Annotated in this window: 23 protein-coding genes; 11 read left to right on the forward strand and 12 right to left on the reverse strand. The window is 64.9% G+C overall.

Annotation, left to right across the window (positions count from 1 at the left end; genetic code table 11):
* On the reverse strand, positions 1–181 hold a 181-nt coding region (locus tag ATE64_RS02915), incomplete at its 3' end, for a hypothetical protein (RefSeq protein WP_058810739.1).
* Positions 178–1,248 (reverse strand): amino acid ABC transporter substrate-binding protein, encoded by a 1,071-nt coding sequence (locus tag ATE64_RS02920; protein ID WP_231729017.1) that lies wholly within the window; start codon positions 1,246–1,248, stop codon positions 178–180. The genes ATE64_RS02915 and ATE64_RS02920, both read right to left, overlap by 4 nt.
* Before the next feature lie 55 nt (positions 1,249–1,303).
* Between ATE64_RS02920 and ATE64_RS02925 the strand changes: the two genes are divergently transcribed.
* Positions 1,304–2,209 carry a LysR substrate-binding domain-containing protein gene (locus ATE64_RS02925; protein ID WP_003046376.1) on the forward strand — a complete coding sequence of 302 codons (906 nt, stop codon included), beginning with the start codon at positions 1,304–1,306 and terminating at the stop codon, positions 2,207–2,209.
* A 36-nt stretch (positions 2,210–2,245) separates the two neighbouring features.
* On the opposite strand, the gene ATE64_RS02930 is transcribed toward ATE64_RS02925, so the two are convergent.
* The 9 genes from ATE64_RS02930 to ATE64_RS02970 all read right to left on the reverse strand — a co-directional run bounded on the left by ATE64_RS02930 (position 2,246) and on the right by ATE64_RS02970 (position 10,854).
* Positions 2,246–4,717, reverse strand: coding sequence for a TonB-dependent receptor (locus ATE64_RS02930; RefSeq protein WP_058457614.1), 2,472 nt, complete (start codon positions 4,715–4,717; stop codon positions 2,246–2,248).
* A 309-nt stretch (positions 4,718–5,026) separates the two neighbouring features.
* Positions 5,027–5,365 (reverse strand): hypothetical protein, encoded by a 339-nt coding sequence (locus tag ATE64_RS02935; RefSeq protein WP_058457615.1) that lies wholly within the window; start codon positions 5,363–5,365, stop codon positions 5,027–5,029.
* 28 nt (positions 5,366–5,393) lie between these two features.
* Positions 5,394–5,765 (reverse strand): DUF411 domain-containing protein, encoded by a 372-nt coding sequence (locus ATE64_RS02940; RefSeq protein ID WP_231729018.1) that lies wholly within the window; start codon positions 5,763–5,765, stop codon positions 5,394–5,396.
* Between the two features lie 152 nt (positions 5,766–5,917).
* Positions 5,918–6,307 carry a DUF305 domain-containing protein gene (locus ATE64_RS02945; protein WP_197410200.1) on the reverse strand — a complete coding sequence of 130 codons (390 nt, stop codon included), beginning with the start codon at positions 6,305–6,307 and terminating at the stop codon, positions 5,918–5,920.
* 91 nt (positions 6,308–6,398) lie between these two features.
* A complete protein-coding gene (locus ATE64_RS02950) occupies positions 6,399–7,613 on the reverse strand; it encodes a copper resistance protein B (protein ID WP_058457618.1) in 1,215 nt (404 codons plus the stop codon).
* Positions 7,610–9,454 carry a copper resistance system multicopper oxidase gene (locus ATE64_RS02955; RefSeq protein ID WP_058457619.1) on the reverse strand — a complete coding sequence of 615 codons (1,845 nt, stop codon included), beginning with the start codon at positions 9,452–9,454 and terminating at the stop codon, positions 7,610–7,612. Before ATE64_RS02955 ends, ATE64_RS02950 begins: the two co-directional genes overlap by 4 nt.
* 112 nt (positions 9,455–9,566) lie before the next feature.
* Positions 9,567–10,151 (reverse strand): sigma-70 family RNA polymerase sigma factor, encoded by a 585-nt coding sequence (locus tag ATE64_RS02960; RefSeq protein WP_058457620.1) that lies wholly within the window; start codon positions 10,149–10,151, stop codon positions 9,567–9,569.
* A complete protein-coding gene (locus ATE64_RS02965; RefSeq protein WP_058457621.1) occupies positions 10,148–10,585 on the reverse strand; it encodes a periplasmic heavy metal sensor in 438 nt (145 codons plus the stop codon). Before ATE64_RS02965 ends, ATE64_RS02960 begins: the two co-directional genes overlap by 4 nt.
* A gap of 2 nt (positions 10,586–10,587) precedes the next feature.
* Positions 10,588–10,854, reverse strand: coding sequence for a hypothetical protein (locus tag ATE64_RS02970; RefSeq protein WP_058457622.1), 267 nt, complete (start codon positions 10,852–10,854; stop codon positions 10,588–10,590).
* A gap of 129 nt (positions 10,855–10,983) precedes the next feature.
* On the opposite strand from ATE64_RS02970, the gene copC reads away from it, so the two are divergent.
* The 10 genes from copC (at position 10,984) to ATE64_RS03020 (ending at position 22,698) form a co-directional block, all read left to right on the forward strand.
* Positions 10,984–11,367: a copper homeostasis periplasmic binding protein CopC gene (gene copC / locus ATE64_RS02975; RefSeq protein ID WP_058457623.1), complete on the forward strand. Its 384-nt coding sequence runs from the start codon at positions 10,984–10,986 to the stop codon at positions 11,365–11,367.
* A 4-nt stretch (positions 11,368–11,371) separates the two neighbouring features.
* Positions 11,372–12,331 carry a copper homeostasis membrane protein CopD gene (gene copD / locus ATE64_RS02980; RefSeq protein WP_058457624.1) on the forward strand — a complete coding sequence of 320 codons (960 nt, stop codon included), beginning with the start codon at positions 11,372–11,374 and terminating at the stop codon, positions 12,329–12,331.
* 478 nt (positions 12,332–12,809) lie between these two features.
* Complete coding sequence (locus ATE64_RS02985; RefSeq protein ID WP_156416461.1) at positions 12,810–15,131, forward strand: heavy metal translocating P-type ATPase; 2,322 nt, start codon at positions 12,810–12,812, stop codon at positions 15,129–15,131.
* Between the two features lie 56 nt (positions 15,132–15,187).
* A complete protein-coding gene (locus ATE64_RS02990) occupies positions 15,188–15,646 on the forward strand; it encodes a nuclear transport factor 2 family protein (RefSeq protein ID WP_058457626.1) in 459 nt (152 codons plus the stop codon).
* 342 nt (positions 15,647–15,988) lie between these two features.
* Entirely contained in the window at positions 15,989–16,354 is a 366-nt protein-coding gene (locus tag ATE64_RS02995; RefSeq protein ID WP_058457627.1) for a hypothetical protein, read from the forward strand.
* A 65-nt stretch (positions 16,355–16,419) separates the two neighbouring features.
* Entirely contained in the window at positions 16,420–16,686 is a 267-nt protein-coding gene (locus ATE64_RS03000; RefSeq protein WP_058457628.1) for a hypothetical protein, read from the forward strand.
* Positions 16,687–16,752: 66 nt separating this feature from the next.
* Positions 16,753–17,979, forward strand: coding sequence for a TolC family protein (locus tag ATE64_RS03005; RefSeq protein WP_058457629.1), 1,227 nt, complete (start codon positions 16,753–16,755; stop codon positions 17,977–17,979).
* Positions 17,976–19,202 carry an efflux RND transporter periplasmic adaptor subunit gene (locus tag ATE64_RS03010; RefSeq protein ID WP_058800144.1) on the forward strand — a complete coding sequence of 409 codons (1,227 nt, stop codon included), beginning with the start codon at positions 17,976–17,978 and terminating at the stop codon, positions 19,200–19,202. Before ATE64_RS03005 ends, ATE64_RS03010 begins: the two co-directional genes overlap by 4 nt.
* Positions 19,199–22,333: an efflux RND transporter permease subunit gene (locus ATE64_RS03015; protein ID WP_058455290.1), complete on the forward strand. Its 3,135-nt coding sequence runs from the start codon at positions 19,199–19,201 to the stop codon at positions 22,331–22,333. The genes ATE64_RS03010 and ATE64_RS03015 overlap by 4 nt, the downstream gene beginning before the upstream one ends.
* Positions 22,330–22,698 carry a copper-binding protein gene (locus tag ATE64_RS03020; protein WP_011542714.1) on the forward strand — a complete coding sequence of 123 codons (369 nt, stop codon included), beginning with the start codon at positions 22,330–22,332 and terminating at the stop codon, positions 22,696–22,698. Before ATE64_RS03015 ends, ATE64_RS03020 begins: the two co-directional genes overlap by 4 nt.
* Positions 22,699–22,783: 85 nt before the next feature.
* Here the strand turns inward: ATE64_RS03020 and ATE64_RS03025 are convergent, their stop codons facing one another.
* Positions 22,784–23,206, reverse strand: coding sequence for a helix-turn-helix domain-containing protein (locus ATE64_RS03025; protein WP_011542715.1), 423 nt, complete (start codon positions 23,204–23,206; stop codon positions 22,784–22,786).
* Positions 23,207–23,236: the final 30 nt, after the last annotated feature.

Genomic DNA, 23,236 nt, shown 5'->3' on the forward strand with positions numbered 1-23,236 from the left:
TCAGCGTTTCGCCAATCGCGAAACCCGCCCGGTCGAACAGGAAACCGAACCCCGTCCGGATGTTTCGGTCCGCGAGATTGTCCGCCAATGTCGCAAACAGGCCGTAGGCGACCACAAGCCCGCCCGCGATCAGCAGCCAGGGTAACGCAGCGATGGCAAGCCGCCTGTGTTTATGAGTCATCGCATCGGCAACGGGTAGATCAGCCCGCCGTCCCGATAGAGCTTATTCTGTCCGCGTTCGACGCCGAGCGGCGTAATGTGCCGGTCGAAGATTTCGCCATAATTGCCCGTCGCCTCGATCGCGCGATACGCCCAGTCATCGTCGAGGCCGAGCGACTTGCCGAATCCGGGCAGGCCGCCGAGCATCTTGCGCACTTCGGGGTCACGCGAGGCCATGCGCATGCGCGCTGCATTCGCGCGGGTGACCCCCATTTCCTCGGCAGCAAAGAGCGCGTTCAGCACCCATTTGTTGATCTCATACCATTGCTCGTCGTCGCTGCGCACGACGGGACCTACCGGCTCCTTGGTGAGTCGTTCGGGCAGCACAACATAATCGTCCGGATGCGCGGTATCGGCGAGACGGATCACGGTCAGCGTGAAGGCATCGGTGGTCATCGCGTCGCACCGCCCGGCAAAGAAGGCGAGCTTGGCTTCCTCGGGATTCTCGAACACGACGGACTGGAAACGCAGCCCCTTGCGCTCGAAATATTCGGCGGTGTTGAGTTCGGAGGTCGTCCCCTTGGTGATGCAGATCGATGCGCCATCGAGATCCGTCGGAAGCCGCACACCCGATCGCCGGGGCACCAGGAAGCTCTGCCCGTCATAATACATGGTGCCGACGAAATTCACCCCGAGGTCGGTGTCGCGCGTCAGCGTCCATGTCGTCGTCCGCGACAGGACGTCGGCCTCGCCCGTCTGCACGATCGTGAAGCGCTTGTTCGAGGCGACCGGCATGAACCGGACCTTGCGGGCATCGCCGAGGACCGCAGCGGCGAGCGCCCGGCAGTAATCGACGAAGAAGCCCTGCCAACGCCCGCTTCTGTCGAGATAGGACATGCCGAGCTGCCCCGTATGAATTGCGCAATTGAGCGTTCCGCGCGCGCGAATCCGCGCAAGCGTCGATCCCTTCGCCGCGGCGATTTCATGCCCACCGGTGCCGGCGGGCTCGCGGCCGCAGCCGCCGAGTAACAGGGCGCCTGCGGCGAGCAGCGCCGGTAACCAGCGGCGCGATGCGTGCGACCTATTCATAAACGAGGCTTTCAATGCTAGCGCCATAAGAAATAGCTATAGGGAGCGATGTCCGATGAACCTGCGTCACCTCGAAGCCTTCAGGGCCGTGATGCTCTCGGGATCGGTCACCCAGGCCGCGCAGTCGCTCAACCTGTCGCAACCCGCGGTGAGCAAGATGCTTGCCGAGCTCGAGCATCAGCTGGGCTTTCAGCTCTTCCTGCGTTCGCGCGGCAGCGCGCTCACCGTGACGCCCGAAGCCGACGCCTTTTTCTACGAAGTCGAGCGGAGCTTCTCGGGCATTGCGGCCCTGAAGCGGGTAGCGGAAGACATCCGCAACATGGCGACCGGCACGCTCCGGATCGCCGCCCTTCCGGCGCTCGCGGTCAGTTTCCTGCCGCGTGTGATCGCGGCCTTTCGCGAGACACATCCCGGCGTCACCGTTCAGCTCCAGACCCGCAGTTCCTCGACGGTGCGGCAATGGATGGCGAACCAGCAGTTCGACATCGGGCTCGCGACGCCGGCGCGCGAATTGCCCGGCATAAGGATGGAGCGCTTCCTGCGCTGCCCCGGCGCCTGCGTTCTCCCTGCCGGCCACCGCTTGGCCGTCAAGGACGTCATCCGGCCGGCCGATCTCGAGGGCGAGCCCTTCATTTCGCTCGCGCTCGAGGACGGCGTGCGTCACCGCATCGACCGCATTTTCGAGGACGCGGGCGTCCACCGCGAGATGGTCATCGAAACCCAATATGCGATGACCATCTGCGCGCTTGTCATGCAGGGGGTCGGATGTTCGATTCTCAACCCCGTGACCGCAGCGGATTATGCCGAGCGGGGCCTTACGGTCCGTGATTTCGCGCCGGAGGTCCATTTCGAATATATGCTCTTCACGCCGAAGTTGAGGCCGATGTCCCAAGTCGCTGCGGCCTTTATCGCGGTGCTCGAATCCCACCGCGACGCGATGTTCGGCTCCGACGCCAGCTGAAGACACAAGACGCCGCACGGCCCTCACGGCCACCGATCAGAAGGAGGCGGTCGCGCGGACGTACCAGAAGCCCCCGTTGAACCCCGTCGGCGCGAAGCGGAGATATCGGATCCCGTTGTTGATCTGGGATTGCCGCGCCTCGACGTCGGGGTAATTGTCGAAGATATTCTCGCCGCCGACCGCGAGCTTGAGCATGTCGCTAACCTTGTAGGACAGCTCGAGATCGACCAGCAGTTCGGCGCCGCCCGTCTGGTCGGCAGCCGGTGCGGCGCCATAGTCGGTCCATTTGCCATAATAGTTCGCCCGCGCGACGAAGCCGAAGCGCTCGCCCGCATAAGTGAAGGACGCATTGCCCTTCCACTTCGGAACGAAGCCCTCGAGTTCGAGCAGCCGCTCGCGGTCCGCAGTGATCACCGGCGAGGCCTTGATGACATCGGTTTTGGTATAGTTGCCGTTGAGGCCGAGCGTGGCCTTGCCGTCGCCGAGGTCGAAGCCCACGGTGAGCACCGCATCGACGCCCTGGGTGCGGCTGTCGAAGGAATTGGTGAAGAAGCTCACCTGCTGGAAGGAATCCCCACCGGGAATGCCAAGCGCCGCGAGCTGCGCACGCTGCGCCGGGGTGAGATTGAAATTGCCCGATACGGCGATCCGGTCTTCGACCTTGATGTTGAAATAGTCGAGCGTGAAGGTGATGCGATTGGAGGGCTTCACCACGATGCCGCCGGCGACGTTGAACGAATTCTCGGGCCGAAGCGGCGTCGCGCCGAAGAATTGCGCCACCGGATTGTTGGGCGCGATAATGCCTGCGGTCAGCGGCGCCCCGGTTATCGAGTCGATGTTGGTCTGGACCTGCGAGGCGTTCGACTGGCCCGGCGTCGGCGCCCGAAAGCCGGTGTTGACCGATCCGCGCACCGCGAAGACGTCCGAGAAATCATATCGCCCGTTGATCTTCCAGGTGAATTTCGAGCCGAAGTCCGAGTAATTCTCGTAGCGGCCGGCAAGGCCGAACTGGAGCGCGTCGGTGAGATTGCCTTCGAGCGACGTATAGGCGGCCCAGTTGCTGCGCGCGAACTCGCCCGCCTGGATGGGACTGAAGCCCGGGAAGCCGTTCGAGCCGACCGGCAGTCCGACGCGGTTTCCGGTATCGGGATCGATGACCGACGCGAAAGGACCAACCTGCCATGATGCGATGTCGCCGGCCGTGATCTCATATGTCTCGCGCCGATACTCGAGACCGCCTGCAAGCGTCAGCGGATCGGAGGTGCCGATCGCGATGGGGTAAGTGAGATCGAGATTGAAAGCGAGTTCGCGCTGCTCGAGCTGCCCCGGCTTGAAGGAGGTCGGCGACGCGAGGCCAAGCGACGGATTGACCGTATTTTCGATCCGGTAGGAAGCATGGTTCTGACCATAGGAAGCGCTGAGGTCATAGGTCAGGCCCGAGGAGAATTCGCCCTTGAGGCCGGCCGCCAGCGCCGCATCGGTCACCGTGGCACCGAAATCCGGGGTGAAACCGCCGGGAAAGAGCTGGCGGAAGCTGAACCGCTGTCCTCCGGGCGTATTGGTGAGCGGAATCGAGGTGGAAATGAAGCTGGCATCGGGGTTGCGGTAAAAGAAGGCCGTCGTGCCGCGGCTCCAGCTATAGTTGCCGAAGGTGTAGAATTCCATCTGGTCGGACAGGTCGATCCCGGCGTTGACGAAAATGCGAGCGGCCTCGGACTCGGGATTTCCCCAACGCTGCGCCGGAACCGGGACGTCCGCGACGCCGGCGTCAATGAGCGCCTGCGCGTCGGGCCGCTGGATGCCGCGCGACGTCGAGCTGGCGTTCACATATTCGCCGCTGATGTTGACGAAGCCCGCGTCGGTGAAGGGGAGCCCGACATTGCCCTGGACGAGGACATCCTCCCCATCGCCCTTGTAGAATTGGCCGTAGCGGGCGATCAGCAGGCCGCCCTCCCGGTCGCGCCGCAGCCCGAAATTGAGGACCCCGGCGATCGCGTCCGACCCGTAGAGCGCGGACGCCCCGTCGCGAAGGACTTCGAGCTGGCCGATCGCGATCGACGGGATCGCCGAGAGGTCGGGGCCCTGCGATCCACGGATATAGGGGATGTTGGTGAACTGAACCGTCGCGCCGCGATGGCGCCGCTTGCCATTCACGAGCACCAGCGTCTGGTCCGGCGGAAGACCGCGGAGAGAGAATGGCCGGGTGAAGACGGCGCCGTCATTGCTGACGAGGCGCTGGACGTTGAGCGACGGGACCTCGGTGCGGAGGAGGTCGTTCATGTCGGCCGTGCCCTTTTCGAGCAGCTCGGCGCCGGTGATGATGTCAATCGGCTGGGCGGAATCGGCCGCCTTGAGATCGTTCCGCCGCGTTCCCGTCACGACGATTTCGCTCTGCGTCGTCCCCGGTTTCGGCGTCTCACCCGCGCCATCCTGGGCGAAGGCGGCGGCGGCCGACATGGCAGCGACGGCGGCGGCAATCGAGCCACTCGTGCGAAGCAATTTCCTCATGGTCCCCTCCCATTTTCGAAAGCTCTCGGCTTCCCCACCGAGCTAACTGCGCGACCCTGACATGGCCAGAAATAATCACGACTCATCGCCATAAACGAGATGGTTATTCCATATGGTTATATCTGGGTGACAGGCTGCGCGGCACCGACCCTGAGCGGGCGCTCTCGCGGGCAGCCGGGCTCGGGATCGTCAGCGCCACCCGCGTTCGCGTGAAATCTCGCGCTTCCGGCCCGAGCTTCCTCGCTCGCCGGCGAGCCAGCTGGCCGGCCGAATTCCGCCGGGCAGCTGGCCGTGTCCGAAACTCAAGTCCTATTTCTTGTCCATATCGTGCCCGGCATGGGGATCGGGTTCGGCCGGCTTCGGCGCGTCCGGCACGGTCTTGGTTTCGGGCGGAGGCCCGGCCTTCCTGGCGGGGTCCTGTTTGGGACGCGTCGTCTCGGGAGCCTTTGCCGCGTGCGGTGCCGCCGGGTCAGAGGCGGCCGGGGCATCGTCCGCAGCTGGCACGGTGTCGGCGATTGGGGGCGCTTCCCCCGTGGGGATTTCCGCCGGCTCAGGCGTCGCATCGCTCTCCTTCGCCGGCTCCGAGCCGCATCCGGCCAGTGCGAGCATCAGCGCTGCGGCGCTCGATAAGGGAATGAGTTTCGCCATATCCGTCTCCACTTGTCGTTTCGGCCGATCATGCGCGGAATTGCGAAACCTTGCCGTCATCGCCGAACGCCATCACTTCGAACGGGTCGGAGCTTCCGTCCGGCATTTCCATTCCCGGAGATCCGCGCGGCATGCCGGCGACCGCAATTCCGCGAATGTCGCGCGGCTGCAGTTGGAGCAGCTTCGCGACATGGCGCATCGGCACATGCCCCTCGATGGCGTAACCGCCGATTACGGCGGTGTGGCAGGACGCCAGCGCGTCGGGCACGCCATAGCGCGTCTTGACTGCAGCCATGTCGGCGCTGTTTTCGATGGTGACCGCATAGCCTCCTGCCCGGGCGATATCCGCCCAGGCTTCGCAGCAGCCGCAGTCGGGATCCCGGTAGACGAGCATCGGCATGCCGGGCTTGTCTTTGGCTGGCGGAGGCGAGGCGGACATTCGGGACGTATTATCGGGCGTTGCGGACTTGCGATCGCATCCCGCGAGCACGGCCCCGCCGGCCAGTGCGAAAAGCGCGAGAAGCCGGCGCCGGCTGTACGCAGTCGTCATATTCATTTTCGGTCCAATATGCTCTTCATCTGATCGATCTCGGACGCCTGGCCGGCGATTATGCTCTTGCACAGCTGAAGGATCTCGGGATCGGAGAGCTTGGCTTGTTCGCACATGAGAATCGCGCCCGAATGATGCGGGATCATCGAGCGCAGAAAGGCGGTGTCGCCGATCGTCGCCTGCGTCCGGATCAAGGCGAAGCTTCCGAAAAATGCGACCGCCGATCCGAGCAGGAGGAGCGTGTTGAGACGCTTCGACGGGAACATGTCGCGCATGGCGACGATCATCAGCACCACCATGGGCGAGACCATCATCAGCGTCATGTAGAGCATGTTCAGATTGTTATAGAAGCTCGAGAGTCGGTCGATCATCACGAACATCACCAGATACATGATGATTCCGCTGACGATCGTCTGCAGCGCGAGGCTGCGATAGGCTGGTTTCACGGCACTTCTCCTCGGCGTGTCTCCACCTCGCGAAATTCTAGAACCAGGTCCGCACCCCCATCACGAAGCTGACGCCATTGGCATCCGCGCCCGCCGCCCGCGCGAAGCGCGCGGTATCGCCGAATTTGCGCGCCCATTCGACGCCGACATAGGGGGCGAATTCCTTGACGATTTCGTAGCGCAGGCGAAGGCCGAGCTCGAGGTCGGAGAGGCCGGAGCCGGTGCCGGTCTCAGGCACGTCCTGCAATGCGAAATTGAGTTCGGCCATCGGCTGGAGGATCAGCTTCTGGGTGATGCGCTGATCATAATAGCCCTCAAGCCGGGCGAGCAGGTCGCCCTTGTTCGACAGGAACAGCGCGCCCTCGACCTCGAACCAATAGGGTGCGAGCCCCTCGAAGCCGACCGTCGCATAAGTGCGATCGGGCCCCGGCCCAAGATCTTGCCTGATCCCCGCCTGCGCGTTGAAATAGGGGCCGATCGCCCGGCTGTAGAGCGCCTGCACCTCGGCGCCCTCGATGCCTTCGCCAAAGACGCCCTCGCCTTCGCTCTTAAGAGTCAGCCGGTTGATATCGCCGCCGTACCAGGCCTCGCCGTCCCAGCGGAAACCGTCACCGCTCTTGCGCGCCTGATATTCGGCGAGATTGAAGCTGATGAAGGCAATGGTCTGACCGCCATTTTCCTTCATCATGTCGTGGCGCGAGTGGTCCATTTCGGCCTTGGGATAGACGCGGTCGGCGTACCAGTCGCCCGGGGGCGCCGGCGCGGGCGCATCGCCCGGCGGCAGGTCGGTGCCGCTCGCGCCGCCCGTGGCCATGCCCTCCATCGTCGCCATGGGTTCCGCGGTCGCGCCTTTCGGCGCGCAATGGCCCATTTTGGCGTGTTCGGGCGGGCAATCCGGATCGGACGCTGGCGGCGTGCCATGGTCCATCGCTCCCATGGCGGGAGCGTCCTTACCTGGCGTATCGACACCCTTGCCCGGGTTCTCTTCCTCGGGCGTACAATGGCCCATCGCCGCATGTTCGGGCGAGCAACTCGGCGCCTTTGGCTCCATGTCCATGGGCTGCATGCTGCCGTGATCCATCTGCTCCATCGATTCCCCGCTGGCGGATGGTCCGGGCGCGGGGGTTGGTGCCGACGCGGGAACGGGTGCGGGCGCAGACCCATGCATCGAATGATCCATCGATTGGGCTGCTGCGGGGACCGCGAAGGCAAGCGGCGCGATGCCGGCGAGGAGGAGCGCGATCCGGGTCATTCGGCGTCTCCCTTCGGACGGACGCTGACGACCCGCATCATTCCCGCATGCATATGATAGAGGAGATGGCAGTGGAACGCCCAGTCGCCGAGAGCGTCGGCGGTGAAGTCGAAGCTCGCGATGCCGCCCGGCTGGACCAGCACCGTATGCTTGCGCGGCGAACGATCGCCCTTGCCTGTGACCAGTTCGAAGAAATGGCCGTGCAGGTGGATCGGGTGGCTCATCATCGAATCGTTGATGAGGTTGATTCGCACGCGCTCGCCCTCGATGAAGGGGATCGGTTCGTGATGATCGGACATCTTCACCCCGTCGAACGACCACATGAAGCGTTCCATGTTGCCGGTCAGATGGATGTCGAGCGAGCGCGAGGCAGCGCGCACGTCGGGATTGCGTTCGAGCGCGACAAGATCGTGATAGGTCAGCACCTTGTGCCCGACATCATCGAGGCCCTGTCCAGGATCGCCCATGCGGTCGACCGGCATCGGCGAGATCGTCTGGACGCTCGGGTCGCGCTTGACCTGCGGCGCGACGCTAAAGTCGCGCATGCTGTGCTGCATTCCGCCGGAGCCATGGTCCATGCCCGCCATCGCACCGCCTTCGCCCGCGGGCGTGCAGTGACCCATCTTGGCATGTTCGGGCGAACAGGCGGGATCGCTCGCGGGCATTGGCATGGCGCCCATGTCGCCCCCGGAATGATCCATTCCGGGCATCGAGCCGCCCGACATATCCATGCCCCCCATTCCCATGTCCTTCATGGTGACGAGCGGCCGTTCGCGGAGCGGTGGGACCTCGGCCGCCATGCCGGCACGCGGCGCGAGCGTCGCGCGGCCCATCCCCGACCGATCGTTCGCCTCGGCGACGAGCGTATAAGCGCGATCCTCGACCGGGGTGACGATGACGTCATAGGTCTCCGCAACAGCGATCTGGAATTCGTCGATCTCGGTCGGAACGACATTGAGCCCATCAGCCTGAACGACCGTCATTCGTAGCCCCGGAATGCGCACGTTGAAGATCGTCATCGCCGACGCGTTGACGATGCGCAGCCGCACGCGTTCGCCGGGATTGAACAATGCGGTCCAGTTGTCGCGCGGACCATGGCCGTTGACGAGGAAGGTGTAGGTCGAACCGTTGACGTCGGCGATGTCGGTCGGGTCCATCCGCATCTTGCCCCAATCTATCCGCTCCTTGAGTGGCTGATCCTTTCCGGCAAGCAGGCCCGACAGCGTTTGGCGCTGCATGTTGAAATGGCCGGGATTGACCTTCAGTTTGCGGAAGATCGCCTCGGGGGACAATTGGCTGTGGTCCGACAGCACCACGACATGCTCGCGGTCATAGCCGATCGGATCTGCGCCGGCAGGATCGATGACGATCGGGCCATAGTGGCCAAGTTGTTCCTGCAGTCCCGAATGGCTGTGATACCAATAGGTTCCTGACTGGACGACAGGAAATTCGTAGACGAATTTCGATCGCGGCTTGATGCCGGGAAAGCTGACGCCGGGGACACCGTCCATCTGAAACGGCAGGATCAGCCCGTGCCAGTGGATCGAGCTGTCCTCGTCGAGGTCGTTCACGACCGTGAGTTTTGCCGTCTGACCTTCCTTGAGACGCACGAGCGGCGCCGGCACCGTACCGTTGATCCCGATTGCACGGCTTAGCTTGCCGTCGATCCGCATCGTCTGACGTGCGATGCGCAGGGTGATGTCGTTGCCCGATACGATGGGGAGCGGGGCGGTGATGCCTTGCGACACAGGCTGGGCCCACGCCGGGAACCAAGCCGCCGCCGCAGCGGCAGCGCCGCCACCCAAAGTTGCGCTCACGAAGCGACGCCTGTCTATCTGCATGTTCTTCCCGACCGTTACTGACTGTTCCTAAAGCATACGCAGGCGAGACGGTCGCCCCTCATCAAAAAATGCCGAATGATGAGAGGTGCCGCCCGAACGAGAGGACAAAACGTCAACCCCGCGCGCTCGTGAGTGTTCCCGCGAGCAATTCCCTGAGCCTGGTTCGTGCGCGGTAGAGGCGGGTTTCGACGGTCTTTTCGCTGACCCGCAAAATCACGGCGGCTTCGGCCTGACTGACCTCGTCGACACCGCGAAGAAGCAGCACCTCTCGCAAATTCTGCGGCAGCCGGTCGATCGCTCCGCGGACTCGCGCAAGCTCCCGCTTGTCGGCCACCTCGGCGTCGGGGGAAGGAATGTCGCTTGCCACATTATGCGCGCTCTCGAGCGGGAGCGCGCGGGAGAAAAAGGCACGCACCCTCCGCCGGCGCGCCCAGTCTCGACATTTATTGAGCGCGATCCGGGCAATCCAGGTGCGGAACGGGCGATCACCATCATAGCGATGCAGGGCCGAGAAGCCGGCAACGAAAGTTTCTTGCGTCAAATCCATCGCCTCGTCGGCGTCACCGACTTGCTTGACGATGAGCCGATAGACGCCAGCCTTGTAACGGCGCAGCAACTCGCGACAGGCATCGTCGCGACGCGCGAGCGCGAGGGCAGCCAAGTCCTGGTCGCTACACTGCGTTAGGTCAGAGATCACCGCGCATCGGCGGTCAGCGCCTTGACCACGCTCTTGTCGAACATGCGCGCCTGATCGCGATCGAGAACTGCGCGCATCGCGAAGAGATGCTGGAGCGTTTCCTTTTGCAGCTCGCCCATCACTTCGTGTGTCTCATCGATCGCCTTGGTAACCTGCGGCCCGTAGCCATGTTCGGCTTCTATCGCCTGGGCGAGCCGGACATTGGCACCGCGCATCTCGAGCTCAAGCGCCGTGCGACGTTTCGCGAAATCGGCCTCGATCTGCTCGATCCTCGCCTCCTGCGCCGGCGTAAGGTCGAGCTGGTTGTGGAGAAGCGCATGGAGTTCGGTTTCGCTGGCTCTCGGTGCGTCGGACACAATGCGCCCGATGAACACGCCGGCGAGGGCCGCAACGAAAGCGATGAGTCCCAGCAGCAGAGCGCGGCGCGACAGCATCGTTATTGGGTGTCGAGCAAGGTGGAAGGCGCCAGTGCGCTGGCCGGGCCGAACGGGGTGAGCGGACTGGCCGCAACCGCCGGTTGGGATATCACGCTGCCCGCGACAACACCGCCGCCGAGCGAGACAAATGCCGCCAGCGCCATCAACCGCCCCGTCGCCGCTGTTTCGCGGCGGCGCTCGGAGAGGGCGCCGATAATGCGATCATCGAGGGCATCAAGCGCCGCAGGCAGATCGATCCTGTTCAATATGCGAAGCTCTTTATCCATCGATCGTCTCGTCAAATCCTTCCGTCATCATATATACGCGGCGATGCGCTTCATCCCTCATCCCAGAAATTTGAGGGTTATTTCGTCGACCTGCGTATTAGCAGGACAGACACGCAATTGGAGATCCTTATGTTCAAATCACTTCTCCCCTCCGCGGCGGCGGCTTTCGCGCTGCTCCTCATGCCTGCCGCAGCGAGCGCCCATACCAAGCTCGTCGGCTCGACACCTGCGGCCAATTCGACCGCCTCGAAAGTGACGTCGGTCAATCTGCAGTTCAACGAAAAGGTGGTCGCCTCAACCCTCAAGACCGAGTTGGTCATGACTGGCATGCCCGGCATGGCCAATCATGCGCCGATGAAGGTGCCCTACTCGTCGATGATGGGCAAGGATGGCAAGTCGGTGATGCTGATGCTGAAGCGGGCGCTGACGCCGGGCACCTACAAGGTCAAATGGTCGGCAGCGGGCGCCGACACCCACCGCATGGGCAGCGAATTCAGCTTCTCCGTAAAGTAAGGCGGTGGGCGACCCCGTCCTGATCGGCATCAGGTTCGCACTTTATGCGATCCTGATGCTCATCGCCGGCCTCGCTGCGTTTCCGCTATATGCGCTGACACGGAGCGAACGCCTTGAGCCGCAACCGATGGCCGCGCTCTGGCGCGCGGAGCGATCGCTCTGCGCCGCCGGGCTGCTTCTTTCCGCATTGGGGATGGGCGTGCTCGCGGCATCGATGCAGGGCGTGGACCTCCTCTCCCTGGAGTTTCAGCCCTTCTGGGATCTTGTTCGCGAGACCCACGTCGGGATGGCCTGGATTTACCGGAGCGCTGCGCTCCTGCTCGCACTGGCAGTAGCGATCTGCGTGACACGGTGGCCGACAACCGCCGCTGCCATTCTCGCCGCTGCGGGGTCGGTGGCCGTCGCGACCTTGGTCTGGTCCGGTCATGCTGGCGCGACCGAAGGCGCAGCGGGTACGGTCCACCGGGCCAGCGACATATTGCATCTTATCGCAGCCGCGATCTGGATCGGGGCGATCGGCGCCTTTCTTCTGCTGCTCTCGCCCCGAGTCATCCGCGAATCGCCGAATGGACTCCGGATCGCCGCGCGGAGTCTCGAACAATTTTCACTCGTCGGTACGATCTGCGTCCTCGTCATCGCCGCAACCGGCCTGATCAACAGCCAGATGATCGTCGGCGCCGAGAATCTCGGCCGGTCGCTCGGTTCACCCTATGGGCAATTGCTCCTTGCCAAGCTCGCGCTGTTCGGACTGATGCTGGCGCTCGCGGCCGCCAACCGCTGGCGGCTGACGCCCGCGCTCGCGGCGGCCGTCGCAGGCGTCGATTCCGAAAGTGCCGACCCCGACCAGACGCTTGCGGCCATGCGCAAGAGCCTGGTTATCGAAGCCTCGGCCGCGCTCGCCATACTCGCGCTGGTCGCGTGGTTCGGTACGCTCGAACCATTCGTCGGCACCGACCCGGTTTGACCGCCGACACGGACTCGCGGTCCGGTTCGGTCATGCCGGACCGGCTGGGCATTGATCGACGCGAGCATCGGGAAACAGCGGTCCCCATAGCGTGGCATGTCCGGCACTGCCCGGGGCCGCAGGGCGCGATCGTGCATCCCTCCCTATCGACCCGATTGGTCGCGCCGATGCGCTGCTGCCTGCCCGATCGGCACCTGTCCCGCCGCCACCGCCGGAAACGTCGGGCCTCGGCCGGATAGCAAGCGCCGCCGACGCCAAACGCCGGGCCTCCGATCATCTCGATCGGCCGCAGATAGAGTCTGTTGGATACGCGCCTGCGCAAGAAAATCCGAGGGGCGGCGGGCTTTCTTGCGTATCGATAGGAGTGGCCCCATTCTGCAGCCGCGATGAAGCGGTGTCGGCGCGGGGCGAACCCGACCGACAACCCGGGCGGCCCGCCTGTGCAGAAGGGCGCGCTATGACGACAGGAGCGGCGGCGATGCACGATCATCAGGGCGCAGAAATAGGCAGCGGGAGCATGACCGACCCGGTCTGTGGCATGACGGTCGACCCGGCGAACACGCCGCATGTCGCGACGCATGGCGGTGAACATCAATATTTCTGTAGCGCAGGCTGCCTCGCCAAATTTGAAGCTGAGCCCGATCGCTATACCGCGAAAGGCGAGCCGGCCGCAGCCGATGCACCCGAAGGCGCGATCTGGACCTGCCCGATGCATCCCGAGATTCAGCGCCCCGGTCCCGGGAGCTGCCCGATCTGCGGAATGGCGCTCGAGCCCGTCATGCCCGACGCCGCCAGCGGCCCCAGCGAAGAATATCGCGACATGCGGAGACGCTTCTGGATCGGACTCTTTCTCGCGCTTCCCGTCCTTGCCCTTGAGATGGGCGGCCATCTGACGGGTCTCCACGAAATCCTTGGCCGCCAAACGAGCAACATAATCCAGATGCTGCTCGCGACCCCTGTTGTCCTGTGGGCGGGCTGGCCCTTTTTCGAGCGCGCCTGGCTCTCGATCCGCAACAAGAGCCTCAATATGTTCACCCTCATCGCAATGGGGACGGGCGTCGCCTGGGGTTACAGCATGATCGCGGCGCTCGCGCCCCGGATTTTCCCGGGCGCGTTCCGCGCGGCCGACGGATCGGTCGCAGTCTATTTCGAGGCGGCGGCCGTCATCACGGTGCTGGTACTGCTCGGACAGGTGCTCGAACTCAGGGCGCGCGAGACGACGAGCGGCGCGATCCGCGCCCTTCTGGACCTGACGCCGAAGCTCGCCAGGCGCGTCCGCAGCGACGGGGGCGACGAGGAGATCGCTCTCGAGAATGTCGCGGTCGGCGACGTGCTGCGCATCCGCCCGGGCGAAAAGATCCCGGTCGACGGGATCGTCCTCGAAGGCCGCGGCACGGTCGACGAGTCGATGGTCACGGGCGAATCGATGCCGGTCACCAAGGAGACCGGCGCTGCGCTCATCGGCGGCACGATCAACCAAACCGGCGGCCTGCTGATGCGCAGCGAGAAGGTCGGGCGCGATACGATGCTGGCGCGCATTGTACAGATGGTCGCCGATGCGCAGCGCAGCCGCGCGCCGATCCAGCGTCTTGCCGATACGGTTTCCGGCTGGTTCGTGCCGGGCGTCATCGCCGTGGCCATCGCCGCCTTCGTCGCCTGGTCGCTTGTCGGCCCCGCACCTGCCATGGCCTATGGCCTGATTGCCGCCGTCTCGGTGCTCATCATCGCCTGTCCCTGCGCGCTCGGCCTTGCGACGCCGATGTCGATCATGGTCGGCGTCGGGCGCGGCGCCGAAGCCGGGGTGCTGATCAAGAATGCCGAGGCGCTCGAGCGGATGGAAAAGGTCGATACGCTCGTCGTCGACAAGACCGGAACGCTCACCGAAGGCAGGCCATCGGTTGTCGACATCGAAGTCGCGGACGGGTTTGAAGAAAGGGACCTCCTCCGTACAGCCGCTAGCCTTGAGCGCAGCAGCGAGCATCCGCTCGCGGCTGCCATCGTCAGGGCAGCCGAGGACCGGAATCTCGTTCTTGTCGAGCCATCGGGGGTCGATCAGCCCGTCGGCAAAGGAATCGTCGGGGTTATCGACGACCAAGCGATCGTCCTGGGGAACGCTGGTTTCCTCGAAGAATATGATGTCGATCCGGGCGGGCTCGCAGAAGTGGCAGACAGGCTTCGCGCAGACGGCGCCACGGCGATCTATATCGCGGTCAACGGCAAGGCGGCCGGCGTCATCGCCATCGCCGATCCGATCAAGGAGACGACGGGCGAAGCACTCGCGGCGCTGCGCGAGGCGGGAATCAGCGTCATCATGCTGACCGGCGATAATCGCGTCACCGCCGAGGCGATTGCGCGGCGTCTCGGCATTGACGATGTCGAAGCCGACGTCCTGCCCGACCAGAAGAGCGCCGTCGTCCTGCGGCTGCGCGAGCAGGGACGGATTGTCGCCATGGCGGGGGACGGGGTCAACGACGCCCCCGCGCTTGCCGCCGCCGATGTCGGGATCGCGATGGGCTCGGGAACCGACGTCGCGATCGAAAGTGCGGGCGTCACGCTGTTGCGCGGCGACCTTCTCGGCATCGTGCGAGCACGGCATCTCAGCCACGCAACAATGACGAATATCCGCCAGAATCTCTTCTTCGCTTTCGCCTATAATGTCGCGGGCATTCCGGTGGCGGCAGGCGTACTCTATCCGGTCTTCGGACTGCTCCTGTCGCCGATCATCGCCGCCGCGGCGATGGCGCTTTCCTCGGTCAGCGTCATCGCCAATTCACTGCGCCTGCGGTTCGTGAAAATCTGATCGAAGCATCGCCGCGCCGTTGGGCGGCGACGGGTATCAATCAAGGGAGAATAAGGATGAGAGGTTTCACAATAGCGGCGATCGGGCTTGCCTTGGTCATGGCGGTCCCCGCCCACGCGGCCGCAACGCCGGATTATCAGGCGGCGGCCGCGACTCTGGCGCAATATAAGCACGCGATCGAGAGTAGAGACCTGTCGGGCGCCGAAGCGCTGTTTGCGTCCGACGCCCAGATATTCGAGTCGGGCGGCATCGAAGGCAATTTCGCGCATTATCGCGATCATCATCTCGCACCCGAATTGAAGGCATTCAAATCCTTCGCCTATAAGGGCTATAAGGTTTCGGTACGCGGCGAAGGTGACGTCGCGATCGTGACCGAAACCTATTCCTACACGATCGTCCTTCCAAGTGACGAGACGGCCGAGCGCAACGGCGTCGCAACAAGCGTCCTCAAATGGACGGATGGAAAATGGCAGATCATCAGCCTGCACAGCTCCTCGCGCAAACCAAAGGCCTAGCCAGCGGGCATGTGGGCCGAGCACAGGAAGCAGTCCTTTTTGCCGATAGAAGCGGATCATCTCGACGTGGACGCCAATAGGTCTCGCAAGCTGCGCGATGGTCATGTCGCGCAAGGGCTTGACTCCGTACCATGGCACGGACCCTGTAAGCGAACGAGCAGCTGAAATCTGGTGATGATCGCGATGGCGCTGTGGATGCTTGTTGCCCGCCGTCGGACCGATGGCGGACCGAGCGAGCGGTTGGGATGTAACCATGGGACGGCGCTGGACGAACAATTATCGGTAAGTCGCGCGTCACCGAAACAAATTGACGCCTGAACGAACAAGGATCATGATTTTACCGTGAAACATTGGCTGTCCTTCCTGCTCCTCTTCGGAGCCATATTGGGGCTTCTCGCCCAGGAAGCGGCGTTTGCCTCCGCCCCTGCGATGCAGGGGCCAAGCGCGGCGATCGCCGCGCAGGCGATGAGCGACGAATGCGCGGAAATGATGGGCATCGACAAGTCTCAGGACAAGAAGTCCTGCGCCGGCCTCACGCTTGACTGCATTGCCAAGATGGGCTGTGCGCTTCCGCCCGCCGTCGTATCGCCAGCCATGCCGCTCGCGGTGAAAGCCCACATCCCGGGCTTGCTCGACCCGCTTCCGATCCGGCGATTGCATGGCCGGACGATCGGTCCCGAACCCGATCCTCCTTTGTTCTTCGGCTGAATTGCACGATGCGCGACGGCCCGTTCCGGCGCGCGTTTCCTGCCTTTTCAACTGAGGAATTCGACATGAAGACCATAATTGCCGTTGCCGCGCTCGCGGCAGCAACCCTTGCCGCTCCCGTTCTCGCTCAGGACCAATCGGGCGGCCATTATGAATGGCAGACCCGCCAGGTGCCGGGACCGAACAAGTCGGGCACCACGACGCGGGTCCGCGTCTGGGTCAAGGACAAGCCGGGACAGATGGCGCATTGCGACTGCGACATGATGAAGGTGAGTCCAGCCGACTGCATGAAGAAAATGTCCGGCGACCAAATGGGACATCCCGGGGCGTAAAGCTCTCCGCCCTCGGCGCCGATGCGTCGGGGGCGGTTCTTGTCCGGACCACAAAAAGGGGACAGCATGCGTCTTTTCCTTACGGCAGCCTTACTAGCGCTGCCGACGCCCCTTCTCGCCAACCCGATGTCGCTCGACGAAGCGCTTCAGCTGGCGGCGACGCGCGCGCCGGAACTGCAAGCCCGCGAAGCGGGCATCGATGCCGCGCGGTCGGCGGCGATCGCCGCCGACCGGCTGCCCGACCCGAAACTCAATATCGTCCTGCAGGATTTCCCGGTGACCGGGCCCGACGCGGGCCGGTTCAACCGCGACGACTTCACGATGCAAGTCATCGGCGTCAGCCAGGATTTTCCGAACCCTGCCAAACGCCGCGCGCGTGCAACGCGCGCACAGGCCGACATCGGAATCGCCCGTGCCGACGAAGCTGTGACCGCACAGGACATCAGGCTCGCGACGGCGCTTGCCTGGGTAGATCTCTTCTATGCCAAGAAGCGTCTCAAGGAACTCGACCTGCTCGACGACGGCCTTGAAGATTTGCAAGCGACCGTCACGGCTCGGCTCGCGAGCGGCGCGGCGCGCCCGGCACAGGCGCTCGAACCCGATCAGCTTCGCGCCGCGATCAACGATCGCCGCAGCGCACTTACAGCCGAGATCGCGCGCGCCCGGGCGCAACTCGCACGCTTTACCGGCGACCCCGCCGCCGACACGCTCGGCGATTTGCCGCCGCAGATGATCGACCAACAAGGATTGCGCGCCGGCATCGACGCCCTGCCAAGGCTCAGGGCGCTCGACGCCCGCGCCATAGCCGCCGATGCCGAGACCGGTCTCGCGCGCGCCGACAAGCGGCCAGACTGGAGCGTCAACGCTGCCTATGGGCGGCGCGAGCCCAATTATGGCGACCTCGTCACGGTCGGGGTCACCGTAGACCTGCCCTTCTTCTCGAAAAAGCGGCAGGATCCGAAGATTGCCGCGCGCGCCAGCGAAGCGACGCGCGCACGGCTCGACCGCGAGGCCGCCAAGCGCGACATCGCGGCGGCGCTCGACGCCGATCTCGCCGATCACCGCATGCATCATGAGCAGCTCGCCAATGCGCGCACGCGGCTCGTGCCGCTCGCGAAGAAGCGCGCCGAGCTCGATCTTGCCAGTTACGCCGCCGGAAAGCTCGACCTCGGGACTGCGCTCCTGTCGACGCTCGCGCTCGCCGAGGCCGAAGTCGATGCGCTCGCGCGCGAAGCCGAGGTCGCGCGCGACGCGATCCGGATCAATTATATCTATGGGGAGGCAGGTCAATGACCGATGCAACATCAGCGGCGCGCTGGCGCGCCGGAATCCTGGCTGCGGTGCTGATCGCGGGCGGCGGCGGCTACTGGCTCGGACAGCGTGGGGAAAGCGAGGCGCCAGCCGAAGCGACGGCCGTAGGGCGCAAGATCCTCTATTATTACGATCCCATGTTCCCGAACCAGAAGTTCGACAAGCCCGGCAAGTCGCCCTTCATGGATATGCAGCTCGAGCCCAAATATGCCGACGAAGGCAGCGGAGCTGCACCCGGCGTATCGGTCGATCCTGCCGCGCGGCAAAGCCTCGGCATAAGGGTGGTCGCCGCCGAAATGGGCAGCCTTGCGGCGACCTTCGACGTCAATGGCAGCATCGATTTCAACCAGCGCGACGTCGCGATCGTCCAGGCGCGTTCGGGCGGGTTCGTCGAGCGCGTCTATCGCCTCGCGCCCGGCGATGTGATCGGCGCCGGCACGCCGATCGCCGACCTGCAATTGCCCGAATGGGGCAGCGCCCAGACCGAATATTTGAGCGTCAAAAGGCTCGGAAAACCGGAACTCACCGCGGCGGCGCGACAACGGCTGCGGCTGATGGGCATGCCCGAGGGGGTAATTTCCGAAGTCGACCGGAGCGGACGCACCGGCGGCAGGCTGACGGTGCGCGCGCCGATCGGCGGCGTAGTCCAGACGCTGGGCGCGCGTGCGGGCGTGACGCTTGCCGCGGGGCAGACGCTCGCCGAAATCTCGGGGCTCGGCACGGTGTGGCTCAACGCCGCGCTCCCCGAAGCGCAGGCGGGACTCGTACAGGTCGGCCAGCGCGCGACCGCGACGCTCACCGCCTTTCCCGGCGAAGCATTCACCGGCAGGATCATTGCGATCCTGCCCACTGCATCGGCCGACAGCCGGACGCTGACGGTGCGCGTCGAACTCGCCAATCGCGGCGGGCGTCTCCGCCCCGGCATGTTCGCGGTGGTGGCGCTCGGGGGCGATGCCAAACCGGCGCTGCTGGTGCCGAGCGAAGCGGTGATCCGCACCGGCACGCGCAGCATCGTGATGCTCGAGAAGGGCGACGGGCGCTACCATCCCGCCGAAGTGATCACTGGACGCGAAGGTGGTGGCAAGACCGAGATATTGCAGGGGCTCGCTCCCGGCGAAAAGGTCGTCGCGTCGGGCCAGTTCCTGCTCGATTCCGAGGCGAGCCTGACCGGCCTCACCGTCCGTCCGCTGGAGCCCGCGCAATGATCGCGAAGATCATTCGCGCTTCGGTCGCGGCGCGCGGGCTCGTCGTCGCGGCGGCGCTGATCCTGACCCTGCTCGGGATCGCCGCGGTGCGCACGACGCCGGTCGATGCCCTGCCCGATCTCTCCGACGTCCAGGTCATCATCCGCACCACCTATGCGGGTCAGGCGCCGCGGATCGTCGAGGATCAGGTCACCTATCCGATCACGACGACAATGCTCTCGGTGCCCGGCGCGCGCGTCGTGCGCGGCTACAGCTTCGTCGGCGACAGCTTCGTCTATGTGCTCTTCGACGACGGCACCGATCCCTATTGGGCGCGCAGCCGCGTGCTCGAATATCTGAGCCAGGTGCAGAGCCGGCTCCCCGACGGCGCGCGGGCGAGCCTCGGCCCCGACGCGACCGGGGTCGGGTGGATCTATGAATATGCGCTCGTCGACAAGAGCGGCCGCCACGATCTTGCCGAGCTCCGCAGCCTCCAGGACTGGTTCCTGCGCTTCGAACTGAAGTCAGTGCCGGGCGTCGCCGAGGTCGCGAGCATCGGCGGCATGGTGCGCCAATATCAGATCATCGTCGATCCGCAGAAGCTTGCCGCCTTCGGCGTGACCGCAACCGACGTGGCAGACGCCCTCAAGCGCGCAAACCAGGAAAGCGGCGGCGGCAGCCTCGAACTCGCCGAGGCCGAATATATCGTGCGCGCGGGCGGCTATCTGAAATCGCTCGACGATTTCCGCAGCGTCCCGATCCGCACCGCCGGCGGCGGCATCCCGGTGACGGTCGGCGATGTTGCGACGGTCCAGATCGGCCCCGACACGCGGCGCGGCATCGCCGAACTCAATGGCGAGGGCGAGGTCGCGGGCGGCGTGATCGTCATGCGCGAGGGCAAGAATGCCCGCGAGGTCATCGACGGCGTGCGCGCCAAGCTCGCCGAGCTCAAGCGCAGCCTGCCGCCGGGGGTCGAGATCGTCACCACCTACGACCGTTCGGGGCTGATCGATCGTGCGGTCGACAATCTCACCTCGAAGCTCGTCGAAGAATTCATCATCGTCGGGCTCGTCTGCGCGCTGTTCCTGTGGCACGCCCGGTCGGCGCTGGTCGCCATCCTGACCCTGCCGCTCGGCATCCTCATCGCCTTCATCGTCATGCGGCTGCAGGGGCTCAACGCCAATATCCTGTCGCTCGGCGGCATCGCGATCGCGGTCGGCGCGATGGTCGATGCGGCGGTGGTGATGATCGAAAATGCCCACAAGCATCTCGAACATTGGGAGCGCGATCATCCGGGCGAGGAATTGAAGGGCGCCGAGCGCTGGCGCGTCATCACCGATGCCGCCGCCGAGGTCGGCCCGGCGCTGTTCCTCAGCCTTCTCATTATCACCTTCTCCTTCTTGCCGATCTTCACGCTCGAAGGCCAGGAAGGGCGGCTCTTCGCGCCGCTCGCCTTCACCAAGACCTATGCGATGGCGGCCGCTGCGATCCTCTCGATCACGCTCATCCCGGTGCTGATGGGCTGGCTGATCCGCGGAAAGATCCCGGCCGAACAGGCCAATCCGGTCAACCGCTGGCTGACCCGCGCCTATCGCCCGGCACTCGACTGGGTGCTCGAACGGCCGAAAAAGGCGCTCCTCATCGCCGGCCTCGTCTTCGCCACCAGCCTGTGGCCGATGACCCAGATCGGCGGCGAGTTCATGCCGCAGATGCATGAGGGCGATCTCCTCTACATGCCCTCAGCGCTTCCCGGCATCTCAGCAGCGCGGGCGTCGAGCCTGCTCCAGCAGACCGATCGGCTGATCAAGACGGTGCCAGAGGTCGAAAGCGTGTTCGGCAAGGCGGGCCGCGCCGACAGCGCGACCGACCCCGCGCCGCTCGAGATGTTCGAGACGACGATCCGCTTCAAGCCGAAGGACCAGTGGCGCCCCGGAATGACCGAGGAGAAATTGATCGAGGAGCTCGACGCGCGGGTCCGGGTCCCTGGGCTCGCCAATTTCTGGATCCCGCCGATCCGCAACCGCATCGACATGCTCGCGACCGGGATCAAAAGCCCGGTCGGCATCAAGGTCGCGGGCTCGGATCTTGCCGAGATCGACCGCACCGCGAAGCGCATCGAGGGCGTAGTCAGGACCGTCCCCGGCGTCGCCTCGGCGCTGGCCGAGCGCCTGACTGGCGGCCGTTATATCGACGTCGACATCGATCGCGCCGCCGCGGGGCGCTATGGTCTCAACGTCGCCGACGTGCAGGCGATCGTCGCGGGCGCGATCGGCGGCGAGACGATCGGCCAGACGGTCGAGGGGCTCGCGCGCTATCCGATCAGCGTCCGCTATCCACGCGAGATGCGCGACAGCATCGGCGAGCTCGCGGCCCTTCCGATCCTGACGCCGTCGCGCCAGCAGATCACGCTCGGGACGGTGGCGAGCGTCAAGGTCAGCGACGGGCCGCCGATGCTGCGCAGCGAGAATGGCCGCCCGGTGACCTGGATCTATGTCGACAGCCGCGGCCGCGATTTGCAGGGTCTGGTGCACGACATCCAGCGGGCGATCGCGCGCGATGTCGAGCTGCCCCCCGGCGTCAGCATCTCCTACACCGGGCAGTTCGAGTTCCTCGTTCGTGCGACCGAGCGGATGAAGGTGGTCGTGCCGGTCACGCTCGCGATCATCTTCATCCTGCTCTACCTCACCTTCCGCCGCTGGGACGAGGCGCTGCTCATCATGGCGACCTTGCCCTTTGCACTCACCGGCGGGCTCTGGCTGCTCTATCTGCTCGGTTACAACCAGTCGGTCGCGAGCGCGGTCGGGTTCATCGCGCTCGCCGGCGTCGCCGCCGAGTTCGGGGTCGTCATGCTCATCTACCTCAAGCATGCGCTCGCCGATCGCGGCGATGGCGACATATTGGCCGCGGTTCGCGAGGGCGCGCTGCTTCGCGTCCGGCCGAAGGCGATGACCGTCGCGGTGATCCTCGCGGGCCTGTTCCCGATCCTCGTCGGGACCGGCACCGGCTCCGAAGTGATGAGCCGCATCGCCGCGCCGATGATCGGCGGCATGCTGACCGCGCCGCTGCTCTCGATGCTCATCATTCCCGCCGCCTATCTGCTGATGCGCAGGCGCGCGGCCCATCCCGTTCAACCCGAAGGAGAAATGACATGAAGAATTTGACCGCCATCGCACTGGGCATCGCGCTCAGCGCAGGACTTGCCGGCTGCGGCAAGCAGGGCGAAGCGCCGAAGACCGAAGAAAAGGCCGCGATGGCCGATGACGCCGGAACCATGGCGATGCCCGCCGAAACCAAACATGGCAAGGGCACGGCGACCGTGACCGCAATCGATAGCGCGAAGGGACAGGTCACGCTCGATCATGGCGCGATCGCCGAACTCGAATGGCCGCCGATGACGATGGGCTTCGCCGCAAAGCCCGAGCTGCTGAAGGACATCAAGGTCGGCGACAAGGTCGCGTTCGAGCTCGACTGGAACGGTAAGGCCGGGACGATCACCAAGCTCGACAAGGCGCCATAATATCCGCCGGCGCGCGCGGCGAAGCCAGTCGTCGCGCGCGCCAGCCCCTTCCTTCCCCGAACCCGGATGCGTCCGGTCGGATCGATCAATCGGTCTGGAGCGCGAGTTCGGTGCCCGCGATCGCCTCGATCACCCGGCATTCGGCGGCCCGGCCGCCCTCGCAGGAGGTCGCGACCTCGGTCAGCGCCGAGCGCAAGGTTTCGAGCCGCGCGATGCGGATGCCGATATCGGCAAGATGCGCGCGCGCGATCGCCGCAGCCTCGCCGCAATCGCGGTCGGGCTGATCCGAAAGCGCCAGCAGCGAGCGGATTTCGGGGATCGAAAAACCGAGCTGCCGGCCGTGGCGGACGAAGGCGAGCCGCCGAAGGTCGGCCGCATCATAGCTTCGCCGTCCCGAAGCGGTGCGCAGGGCTTCGGGCAGCAGCCCGATCTCTTCATAGAAGCGGATGGTGTTGACCTTGGTCCCGGTCTCCCGGGCAAGGTCGCCGATCGCGAGCCGCTTGGTCATATTATGCTTGATCCTCCAGTGACTGGAGGA

Source organism: Sphingopyxis sp. H073 (genome assembly GCF_001468395.1).
Taxonomy (GTDB): Bacteria; Pseudomonadota; Alphaproteobacteria; order Sphingomonadales; family Sphingomonadaceae; genus Sphingopyxis.

Bases quoted from the DNA above. Each gene is read 5' to 3' on its own strand.
- ATE64_RS02920 (WP_231729017.1), bottom strand. From the start codon at position 1,248: ATGAATAGGTCGCACGCATCGCGCCGCTGGTTACCGGCGCTGCTCGCC.
- ATE64_RS02925 (WP_003046376.1), top strand. From the start codon at position 1,304: ATGAACCTGCGTCACCTCGAAGCCTTCAGGGCCGTGATGCTCTCGGGA.
- ATE64_RS02930 (WP_058457614.1), bottom strand. From the start codon at position 4,717: ATGAGGAAATTGCTTCGCACGAGTGGCTCGATTGCCGCCGCCGTCGCT.
- ATE64_RS02935 (WP_058457615.1), bottom strand. From the start codon at position 5,365: ATGGCGAAACTCATTCCCTTATCGAGCGCCGCAGCGCTGATGCTCGCA.
- ATE64_RS02940 (WP_231729018.1), bottom strand. From the start codon at position 5,765: ATGCCGATGCTCGTCTACCGGGATCCCGACTGCGGCTGCTGCGAAGCC.
- ATE64_RS02945 (WP_197410200.1), bottom strand. From the start codon at position 6,307: ATGTATCTGGTGATGTTCGTGATGATCGACCGACTCTCGAGCTTCTAT.
- ATE64_RS02950 (WP_058457618.1), bottom strand. From the start codon at position 7,613: ATGACCCGGATCGCGCTCCTCCTCGCCGGCATCGCGCCGCTTGCCTTC.
- ATE64_RS02955 (WP_058457619.1), bottom strand. From the start codon at position 9,454: ATGCAGATAGACAGGCGTCGCTTCGTGAGCGCAACTTTGGGTGGCGGC.
- ATE64_RS02965 (WP_058457621.1), bottom strand. From the start codon at position 10,585: ATGCTGTCGCGCCGCGCTCTGCTGCTGGGACTCATCGCTTTCGTTGCG.
- ATE64_RS02970 (WP_058457622.1), bottom strand. From the start codon at position 10,854: ATGGATAAAGAGCTTCGCATATTGAACAGGATCGATCTGCCTGCGGCG.
- copC (WP_058457623.1), top strand. From the start codon at position 10,984: ATGTTCAAATCACTTCTCCCCTCCGCGGCGGCGGCTTTCGCGCTGCTC.
- ATE64_RS02985 (WP_156416461.1), top strand. From the start codon at position 12,810: ATGCACGATCATCAGGGCGCAGAAATAGGCAGCGGGAGCATGACCGAC.
- ATE64_RS02990 (WP_058457626.1), top strand. From the start codon at position 15,188: ATGAGAGGTTTCACAATAGCGGCGATCGGGCTTGCCTTGGTCATGGCG.
- ATE64_RS03000 (WP_058457628.1), top strand. From the start codon at position 16,420: ATGAAGACCATAATTGCCGTTGCCGCGCTCGCGGCAGCAACCCTTGCC.
- ATE64_RS03005 (WP_058457629.1), top strand. From the start codon at position 16,753: ATGCGTCTTTTCCTTACGGCAGCCTTACTAGCGCTGCCGACGCCCCTT.
- ATE64_RS03010 (WP_058800144.1), top strand. From the start codon at position 17,976: ATGACCGATGCAACATCAGCGGCGCGCTGGCGCGCCGGAATCCTGGCT.
- ATE64_RS03015 (WP_058455290.1), top strand. From the start codon at position 19,199: ATGATCGCGAAGATCATTCGCGCTTCGGTCGCGGCGCGCGGGCTCGTC.
- ATE64_RS03020 (WP_011542714.1), top strand. From the start codon at position 22,330: ATGAAGAATTTGACCGCCATCGCACTGGGCATCGCGCTCAGCGCAGGA.
- ATE64_RS03025 (WP_011542715.1), bottom strand. From the start codon at position 23,206: ATGACCAAGCGGCTCGCGATCGGCGACCTTGCCCGGGAGACCGGGACC.